Origin of the sequence: Pseudoduganella sp. RAF53_2, from assembly GCF_052113985.1 — a bacterium.
Classification (GTDB): Bacteria; Pseudomonadota; Gammaproteobacteria; order Burkholderiales; family Burkholderiaceae_D; genus Rugamonas.
Genome location: NZ_JBFRDW010000266.1, coordinates 1 through 7,672 on the forward strand (window position 1 = coordinate 1; position 7,672 = coordinate 7,672).

At 62.7% G+C, this 7,672-nt stretch carries 11 protein-coding genes and 1 pseudogene; 6 read left to right on the plus strand and 6 right to left on the minus strand.

What is annotated here, in order from left to right:
• Positions 1–133 (minus strand): annotated as a pseudogene (locus AB4Z11_RS16590) (Bcr/CflA family drug resistance efflux transporter); the annotation flags it as partial.
• Positions 134–275: 142 nt separating this feature from the next.
• On the opposite strand from AB4Z11_RS16590, the gene epsC reads away from it, so the two are divergent.
• Complete coding sequence (gene epsC, locus AB4Z11_RS16595; RefSeq protein ID WP_442026344.1) at positions 276–1,193, plus strand: serine O-acetyltransferase EpsC; 918 nt, start codon at positions 276–278, stop codon at positions 1,191–1,193.
• Between the two features lie 52 nt (positions 1,194–1,245).
• Here the strand turns inward: epsC and AB4Z11_RS16600 are convergent, their stop codons facing one another.
• Positions 1,246–2,160: an AraC family transcriptional regulator N-terminal domain-containing protein gene (locus AB4Z11_RS16600; RefSeq protein WP_442026345.1), complete on the minus strand. Its 915-nt coding sequence runs from the start codon at positions 2,158–2,160 to the stop codon at positions 1,246–1,248.
• Between the two features lie 159 nt (positions 2,161–2,319).
• On the opposite strand from AB4Z11_RS16600, the gene AB4Z11_RS16605 reads away from it, so the two are divergent.
• Positions 2,320–3,369 carry an NAD(P)-dependent alcohol dehydrogenase gene (locus tag AB4Z11_RS16605; RefSeq protein ID WP_442026346.1) on the plus strand — a complete coding sequence of 350 codons (1,050 nt, stop codon included), beginning with the start codon at positions 2,320–2,322 and terminating at the stop codon, positions 3,367–3,369.
• A gap of 13 nt (positions 3,370–3,382) precedes the next feature.
• Here AB4Z11_RS16605 and AB4Z11_RS16610 read toward each other — a convergent pair whose 3' ends face one another.
• On the minus strand, positions 3,383–3,736 hold the full coding sequence (locus AB4Z11_RS16610) for a hypothetical protein (protein ID WP_442026347.1): 354 nt from the start codon (positions 3,734–3,736) through the stop codon (positions 3,383–3,385).
• Positions 3,737–3,801: 65 nt separating this feature from the next.
• Between AB4Z11_RS16610 and AB4Z11_RS16615 the strand changes: the two genes are divergently transcribed.
• Together AB4Z11_RS16615 and AB4Z11_RS16620 are read left to right on the plus strand one after the other, a co-directional pair.
• The gene (locus AB4Z11_RS16615) at positions 3,802–4,104 is read left to right on the plus strand and encodes a hypothetical protein (protein WP_442026348.1); all 303 of its coding nucleotides are present in this window, start codon (positions 3,802–3,804) and stop codon (positions 4,102–4,104) included.
• 77 nt (positions 4,105–4,181) lie between these two features.
• Positions 4,182–4,418, plus strand: coding sequence for a hypothetical protein (locus tag AB4Z11_RS16620; protein WP_442026349.1), 237 nt, complete (start codon positions 4,182–4,184; stop codon positions 4,416–4,418).
• Here the strand turns inward: AB4Z11_RS16620 and AB4Z11_RS16625 are convergent.
• The gene (locus AB4Z11_RS16625; protein ID WP_442026350.1) at positions 4,407–5,462 is read right to left on the minus strand and encodes an extracellular catalytic domain type 1 short-chain-length polyhydroxyalkanoate depolymerase; all 1,056 of its coding nucleotides are present in this window, start codon (positions 5,460–5,462) and stop codon (positions 4,407–4,409) included. The genes AB4Z11_RS16620 and AB4Z11_RS16625 overlap by 12 nt on opposite strands.
• A 175-nt stretch (positions 5,463–5,637) precedes the next feature.
• Here AB4Z11_RS16625 and AB4Z11_RS16630 point away from each other — a divergent pair, with 175 nt between their 5' ends.
• The gene (locus tag AB4Z11_RS16630; RefSeq protein ID WP_442026351.1) at positions 5,638–6,204 is read left to right on the plus strand and encodes a YceI family protein; all 567 of its coding nucleotides are present in this window, start codon (positions 5,638–5,640) and stop codon (positions 6,202–6,204) included.
• A gap of 28 nt (positions 6,205–6,232) precedes the next feature.
• On the opposite strand, the gene AB4Z11_RS16635 is transcribed toward AB4Z11_RS16630, so the two are convergent.
• Together AB4Z11_RS16635 and AB4Z11_RS16640 are read right to left on the minus strand one after the other, a co-directional pair.
• On the minus strand, positions 6,233–6,817 hold the full coding sequence (locus AB4Z11_RS16635) for a chromate transporter (protein ID WP_442026352.1): 585 nt from the start codon (positions 6,815–6,817) through the stop codon (positions 6,233–6,235).
• On the minus strand, positions 6,814–7,377 hold the full coding sequence (locus AB4Z11_RS16640; RefSeq protein WP_442026353.1) for a chromate transporter: 564 nt from the start codon (positions 7,375–7,377) through the stop codon (positions 6,814–6,816). Before AB4Z11_RS16640 ends, AB4Z11_RS16635 begins: the two co-directional genes overlap by 4 nt.
• 60 nt (positions 7,378–7,437) lie before the next feature.
• Between AB4Z11_RS16640 and AB4Z11_RS16645 the strand changes: the two genes are divergently transcribed.
• Positions 7,438–7,629, plus strand: a complete 192-nt coding sequence (locus tag AB4Z11_RS16645) for a hypothetical protein (RefSeq protein WP_442026354.1) — start codon at positions 7,438–7,440, stop codon at positions 7,627–7,629.
• Positions 7,630–7,672 lie beyond the last annotated feature (43 nt).

Here is a 7,672-nt window from a genome sequence, read left to right on the forward strand (position 1 = left end):
CCTGCTGGATGGCGATCGGGCTGGCGTCAAATGTTTGCGCGATGGCGGGGAACGACGGCAGGTAGGTATCGATGGCCAGCGGGCCGACCATGGTCAGGCCGGCGAGCAGCAGGGTAAGCAGGAGGTTCTTCATGTAAGGCCTTGTTATCAGGCCGACATTCTAAGGGAATTTTCTTATATCCGCAGGAGCATAAGCTTGTGCGAATATATTCTTTCAAATCAGAGCGTGTGCTCGGTAAGCTGAACGATTGCACAAGCATTTGCATTCTTCTCATATGGCCATTGATTCCTACGGCGCCGACAGCGGCGCAGGGCGCTGGGACCTGGACGAAGTTGTCCGCCAGCTGCGCGTGTCGCGCGAAGCGACCCACAATATCCGCCACCAGCGCCGCGTGCGCGAGCTGCCTTCGCGCGCTGCGCTGGAGCAGATCCTGAACGGCTTGTCGGCCGTGCTATTTCCCACGCATTACGGGCGGCCCAATCTGACCGACGAAAGCATCGACTACTTCGTGGGCGATACGCTGAACACGACGCTGGATCTGCTGGCGGACCAGGTGCGGCGCGGGCTGATTTTCACGGCCGGCCCGGAATGCAATGAGGATGAGCAGGGACGCTGCGCAGTGCAGGTCACGCGCGAGTTCGYGGCCTCGCTGCCGTCGATCCGCGCGTTGATCGTGTCGGATGTGCACGCGGCGTATGCGGGCGATCCGGCGGCGACGTCGATTGCGGAGATCATGCTGTGCTATCCGGGCACGATCGCGATCCTGTATTACCGCCTGGCGCACAGCCTGCACCGATTGGGCTCGCCCTTCATTGCGCGCATGATTTCGGATATCGCGCATTCGCTGACGGGCATCGACATCCACCCGGCGGCGCAGATTGGCGCCAGCTTCTTCATCGACCACGGCACCGGCGTGGTGATYGGCGAAACCGCCATCATCGGCCAGCGCGTGCGTCTGTACCAGCACGTGACGCTGGGCGCCAAACGCTTCCCTTCGGACGATTCCGGCAACCTGATCAAGGGTACGCCGCGCCATCCGATCGTGGAAGACGACGTGGTGATCTACGCCGGCGCCACGGTACTGGGACGCATCACCATTGGCGCGGGGTCCACCATCGGCGGTAATGTGTGGCTTACACAGAGCGTGCCGGCCAACAGCAACGTCTCGCAGGCCCAGTCCCGCAGCGACTAAAGTCGCGCCAAATTCGAAGGCAGGATGTCCAAATGGCGTACCTGACTCCGAATCAGGCGACGGTGCGGCGCATCGAGGCGATATCGCGCATTGGCGGGGCGCCAAACAGGCGGCTGTATTCGCGGTTGAATTGGGACGGGCTTTCGTAGCCCACTTCGAAAGCGGCGGTAGAGGCGTCGAAGCGCTCTTCAAGCATCAGGCGCCGCGCTTCGTGCAGGCGGAGCTGCTTCTGGTACTGCAGCGGGCTGACGGCCGTCATGGTGCGGAAGTGCTGGTAGAAGGTGGATGCGCTCATCGACACGCGCGCCGCCAGTTCGTCCATCGATACCGAGGAGCGGAAATTCTCCTTCAGCCAGCTGATTGCCTGCGCAATCTGATGCGTGATGCTGCCCGTGGTGGCCATGTGCCGGATGCGCGCGCCTTGTTCGCCGGTGAGCAGGCGGTAGTAAATCTCGCGCAGGATCAGCGGCGCCAGAATCGGAATGTCCTGCTCGGACGACAGCAGGTTGACCAGGCGCTGGAAGGCGGAAATCAGTTCCAGGTCCACCATGCCGGTCGCCATGCCGCGATGTGATGGTTCGCGGCGCGGCGGCGGCAGGTGGCTGTCGAGCACCAGCTGTGAAATCTCGCGCAAATCCAGGATCAGGCAAATACCAAGGAAGGGCTGTTCGGCACTGGCGTCAAGCACCTGGAAAATTCCCGGCACGTGCAGCGACGACACCAGGTAATTCCGGGCGTCGTAGACATAGGTATCCTCGCCCAGCGACACGCTCTTGCGGCCCTGCGCCACCACGCACACGCAAGGCTCATACAGGCCGCTGGTCGGTTCGGTGGGACCGTCATGCCGGTACAGCATCAGGCCGGGCACCGGCGTTTTGAACTGCGGCTGGCGCACAGTCCACTGATTGACACTTTGTGCCAGCGCGTTCAGGGCCGAGCCGGCTTCAATTGTTCCATTGTTCTGCACTGCTGCTCCAGGATACTTTGCGACGGTTTACAGCATATCGCCAAATTTACCGCCTGTGCGGGCCGCCGGAGAATCAGGCAAGAATCCCGAAGAGACAGGCTAACGGCGCCGCTGCCCCGAGGACTACGATTTCCGCCTCATTTACCAAAAGGTGGAACCATGCCAATCAATGTCCGATCCTACGCGGCGTATTCCGCGACCTCCGTGCTGGAGCCGTTCAACTTCAATCGCCGCGACCCGCGCCGCGACGACGTGACCATCGATATCCTGTACTGCGGCGTGTGCCATTCCGATCTGCACACGGCGCGCAATGACTGGGGCTGGAGCAGCTATCCCATCGTGCCGGGCCACGAAATCATCGGCCGCGTCAGCGCAGTCGGCGCGGATGTCACCGCCTTCAAAGTCGGCGACACCGTCGGCGTAGGTTGCCTGGTCGATTCCTGCGGCCATTGCCCGGCCTGCGCGCAGGATCACGAACAGCACTGCCTCGAAGTGCCGACTTTCACTTACGGCGGCAACGACCGCATCGACGGCAGCATGACGCAGGGCGGCTATTCCGAAAAAGTGGTCGTCAAACAGGAATTCGTGCTGCGCATTCCGGACGGCCTGGACTTGCGCGGTGCCGCGCCCTTGCTGTGTGCCGGCATCACCACCTGGTCGCCGCTGAAGAATTACGGCGTTGGCCCTGGTAGCAAAGTTGCCGTGGTCGGCCTCGGCGGCCTGGGGCACATGGCCATCAAGTTCGCGCGCGCTCTGGGCGCCGAGGTCACGCTGCTGACGCGCTCGCCGGGCAAGGAACAGGATGCGCGCCGCCTGGGCGCCGACCATGTGGTGCTGTCCACCGACCAGGCGCAGATGGACGCCGCCGGCGGCCGATTCGATCTGATCATCGACACCGTGCCGTACGCGCACGATCTGAATCCCTATATTCCAACGCTGTCCTTTAAAGGCACGCTGGCGCTGGTGGGCTATCTCGGTCCACTGGAGCCGCCGGTGAATTCGGCGGCGATGGTCATGGGCAGCAAGGTGGTGGCAGGCTCGCTGATCGGCGGCATCAAGTCGACCCAGGAAATGCTGGATTTCTGCGGCCAGCACAACATCACATCCGATATCGAAGTGATCGACATGAAGGACATCAACGCCGCCTACGAGCGCATGCTGAAAGGCGATGTGAAGTACCGCTTCGTGATCGACATGGCGACGCTCTGACGCGTCAGGCGTGTCAACGCCCCGTGTTCCTGGACGGATCGCGCCAGGCTTGCGTCTGGCCGAGAACGCGGGTGCCGAAGAAACCGCCTTTGCCTAATTCTCCGCCTATGCCCGCGCTCAGGATGCAGTCGTAGCTTTCGAGATCGGGGCGGGTAGGCATGAAGCGGTTCCAGGGATCGCGCGGACGTTCGGGCGAGCGCAGTTCCTCGCGCATGGGCGAGGATTTGGGCGTGTCGGCGCGCGCAGCTTCGCTGAGCGCTTGGGACGACAGACCGCTGGCCCCGCACAAGCCGTTGTCGCAAGGCGATTGCGCAGCGGCGGGCAGGGAGATCGCCGCAAGGGCGAAGAGGAATGCGAAGTATTTCATACGGCGCATTGTAGGCGTTTACCGCCAGGCGTGCAGGCGAGGCCCGATCTGTTAATCTTCTGAGCATGAACGAATACATTCTCTTCATGCACGATGATGCCGTGGACAGCGCTCTCGCCAACGACAGCCAGCGCTGGGGGCAATACATCGCCACGCTGCGCGCATCGGGGCAGTTCGAYGGCGGCAGTGCAATCGGCTCCGGGACTTTGCTCCGGAAGGGGCGCGCCGGCCAGGCCGCTCCCACCGATATTACCGGCTACATCCGCATTCGCGCCGAGAGTCTCGACGCGGCGCAGCGCTTTCTGATCGGGAACCCGGTCTACGAGGCCGGGGGAACCGTCGAGATCAGGGCGCTGCTGCGGGAGTAATCAGGCGCGGCGGCGAATCACCGGTAATGGCCGAATATGCTACCCTCGCTGCAGTCCTGCACCTGGAGAGCGCGCACATGCCGTCCAAAACCATTGATAGCTACGAGGTCGAGTTCACGGGCGAGAAGCTGGATGGCACGGAGCAGTGGGGCGCTTATGTCGCGATTTACGCGCCGTCGGCGAATCCCATGCATATGACCAAGGTGTACCCCAAGCGGCGGGTGTCGGCAGACCTGGTGCTGCCGGACCAGCGCGCGGCGGAAGCGGAAGCGGAGCGCGCAGCCTCCATCATTCTGGACGAGCTACGTTCCTGATCGCCGGTGCTTGCTGAAGAATTCCAGCATCATGCGGCTGGCGTTGGGACCCGCCCTCACATTGAACTTCAGCGCCGGATCGCCGCCACTCCAGGCATGCCCCAGACCCACAATACGCGCCACGCGCAGCAGCACTTTGCGGCCCACCAGATAATCCCGGACCTCATAAGCATGGCGGCCACGGCCCGCAGCTTTGGCGGTGACGCGCGGCGCCATCCGTGCAGACAGGCCATTCAGTTGCAGCCATTGCTGCGCCAGCTGCTGCTGGTTGACCGGGCGCACCACATGATCGTCTTCCCCCTGAATGAGGATGGCGGGCATGGCAGGCATGGGTCCACGCAGAAGCAGGGCGCGGATGGCGGCATCGGCGTGCACTGCAGCGCCATGGCGCATGACGTGCAGCGCGCCCATGGTGCTATGGCCGGCGCCGAAGACGGGACCGGAATGCAGGCCGACTGCCGCAATCAGGCCGGGATGATTCAGCGCCAGCACGGCCGCCATGCCCGCACCCGCTGACAGCCCGCAAGCATAAACGCGCCGCCGGTCGATCGGGTGCCGCGCGCAGATTTTTTCGACCAGCGATGCCAGTGCCGCCGTTTCGCCGCCGCCTTGCTGGGTCGCCTGGGCATACCAGCGCCAGCAGCGCTGCGCCTGCACGCTGAGCGATTGCTGCGGATAGAGCACGGCGTAGCCTTTGTCTTCCGCCAGCCAGTTCATGCGCGTGCCCTGAGCAAACTGGGTGGCGCTTTGATGGCAGCCGTGCAGCATGACGATCAGCGGCCAGCCGTGCTGGGCAGCCGCCTCCGGCACGCTGTCCGGCAGATACAGCCAATAGCTCATGCGCTGGCCCTCGGCATGGTGCGTCGCCGTCAGCCACTTGCCGGGTGGAGGCGGCGCTACATCGGGCCGCGCATGCTTGCGGATCTGCAGAGCCGGTGCGCTTTTGGCGCCGGCTTTTGCCGGCCTGGCCGCGGCAGCCGCCATCAGCCTGCCCGCGCGGGTCAGGCTGCGCAGCAAACGTACACCAGGAGCCAGCTTGGGCATATCCTTCTCCCACTCACTATGTTGCAGTGCAATATACCTGAGCATGCGCCGACGTGGCGCACGGCGCGGTCAAACTATCGATTTAATCGATTGATAAGTGGTAAATTATGAGTTTTACATGTGGGCAACATGTACGGATAATCCGCTTCATTCACAAACAATGGAGTCTTTTCCGATGAAAAAACTGATCGCTCTGGCCCTGGCTGCCGGCTTCTCGATGGCTGCTGGCGCCGCGAACGAAACCTACGTGCTGGACAACAACCACTCCTTCTCCCGCTTCGAGTACACCCACTTCGGCTACTCCAACCAGGTGAACCGTTTCGACAGCACCACCGGCAAGATCGTGATCGACCGCGCTGCCAAGACCGGTTCCGTGGAAGTGACCATTGATCCGAAGTCCGTATCGACCGGTTCCAGCCTGTTCAACGGTCACCTGCAGGGCGAAGACTTCCTGGACTCCGCCAAGTTCCCGACTATCACTTACAAGTCGACCAAGTTCAACTTCAGCGGCGACAAGCTGGCTACCGTTGACGGCAACCTGACCATCAAGGGCATCACCAAGCCGGTAACGCTGGAGGTGACTGCCTTCCAGTGCATGCCGCACCCAATCCTGAAGAAGGACGCTTGCGGCGCCAACGCCGTGGCCAAGATCAAGCGCACCGACTTCAACGTCGGCAAATACGCGCCTTACGTCAGCGACGAAATGACCCTGACTTTCGCGGTTGAGTCGGTCAAGGAGTAATCCGGTAGCGGCGGATCGGTGATCCGCCCTAGACGAAGCCGAAGATACCCAGTAGCGCGCCCGCCGCCAGCAGCCACAGCAAATGGATGCGGGTGCGCCACACGAATAGTCCCGCCGCGGCAGACAAGGTCCACAGCGGCCAGTCCGTCGCCGGATCGCGGTTCACCGCGCCCAGCACAATCCCCGTCGAAATCAGTAGCGCAATCACCAGCGGCACCATGCCCTGCTTGAAGGCGCGCACCGCACGCAGGTCGCGATTGCGGTGACCCCAGGCTGACGCCAGCAAAGTAATCGCACTGCTGGGCAGCATGATGCCCACCATCATACACAGTACACCCAGCACGGCTGCTGCATGGCTGCCCGCATTCAGCCCCACATTCCAGCCCATCAGCGCGACAAACAGGATATTCGGACCGGGCGCCGCCTGGGCGATGGCGATCGATTCATTGAACTGCGCCTGGGTCAGCCAGCCGTGCTGCTCCACCAGGTAGCGGTGCATTTCCGCCGTGGTCGAAATGGCGCCGCCCACCGACATGAAGGACAGCAGGAAGTAATGGAAGAACAGGTCCAGCCAGTCATGCCAGGCCAGCACGATGTGCAGGGGCGCGGTCACGGAATCCTCCGGTACGTCAGCCAGCAGCCCAGGCCGCCCACCACCAGCAGAGTCGGCAAGAGCGGCAGACGCAGCCAGGCTCCCGCGGCCACACCGGCCACGGTCAGCGTCACGGAGGCCCACAAGGGCAGGGGATGGCGCGACAGCGTCGCCAGCATCTTCACGCCGGTCGCCGCAATCATGCCCGCCGCCACTGCCGCCATGCCGCGCAGCGCGCCGGCGACGTGCGCGTTATCGGAGTGATGCATATACAGCGTCGCGATGGCCAGCACCACCAGGCTGGGTACGGCCAGCATGCCGGCCAGCGCCGCCAGCGCGCCGCGCAGGCCAAAGTAGCGATGGCCCAGCATCAGGGACAGGTTGACCACGTTCGGTCCCGGCATGATCTGGGCGACCGCCCAGTCTTCGAGGAATTCTTCCGGCGTCAGCCAGCGTTTGTGCTCGACCAGTTCGCGCTGGGCAACGGAAAGCACGCCGCCAAAACCTTGCAGCGCGAGCAAGGTAAAGGAGATAAAGAGATCGGCCAGCGACTTCGGGCCGGAAAGTTGGGAGCCTGACATTGACTTTCGATTTTATTGTTCGATACTAGCCGTAGTCAACTTTCGCCGCCAAGGAGCCATATGGACACCCTGCAACTCCAGACGCAACGCGCGGACCGCCGCAGCAGTGAAATCGTTGAACGCGGCATCAATGTGCAGGAAAGCTTCAGCACCCTGTGCGCCATCGAGTATATGAAGTCCCACAATATCGATGCAGACGTGATCGAGCGTGTCTTGCTCCAGCCTAATCAGCGCCGGAAACCACCGCACTAAGTCCCTGTTACCACTTCCATACCAATATGCTGCGGTGCACAGC

What these genes read in the sequence shown, in the direction of transcription:
- AB4Z11_RS16605 (WP_442026346.1), top strand. Translation starts at nt 2,320, where the DNA reads ATGCCAATCAATGTCCGATCCTACGCGGCGTATTCCGCGACCTCCGTG.
- AB4Z11_RS16610 (WP_442026347.1), bottom strand. Translation starts at nt 3,736, where the DNA reads ATGAAATACTTCGCATTCCTCTTCGCCCTTGCGGCGATCTCCCTGCCC.
- AB4Z11_RS16620 (WP_442026349.1), top strand. Translation starts at nt 4,182, where the DNA reads ATGCCGTCCAAAACCATTGATAGCTACGAGGTCGAGTTCACGGGCGAG.
- AB4Z11_RS16625 (WP_442026350.1), bottom strand. Translation starts at nt 5,462, where the DNA reads ATGCCCAAGCTGGCTCCTGGTGTACGTTTGCTGCGCAGCCTGACCCGC.
- AB4Z11_RS16630 (WP_442026351.1), top strand. Translation starts at nt 5,638, where the DNA reads ATGAAAAAACTGATCGCTCTGGCCCTGGCTGCCGGCTTCTCGATGGCT.
- AB4Z11_RS16640 (WP_442026353.1), bottom strand. Translation starts at nt 7,377, where the DNA reads ATGTCAGGCTCCCAACTTTCCGGCCCGAAGTCGCTGGCCGATCTCTTT.
- AB4Z11_RS16645 (WP_442026354.1), top strand. Translation starts at nt 7,438, where the DNA reads ATGGACACCCTGCAACTCCAGACGCAACGCGCGGACCGCCGCAGCAGT.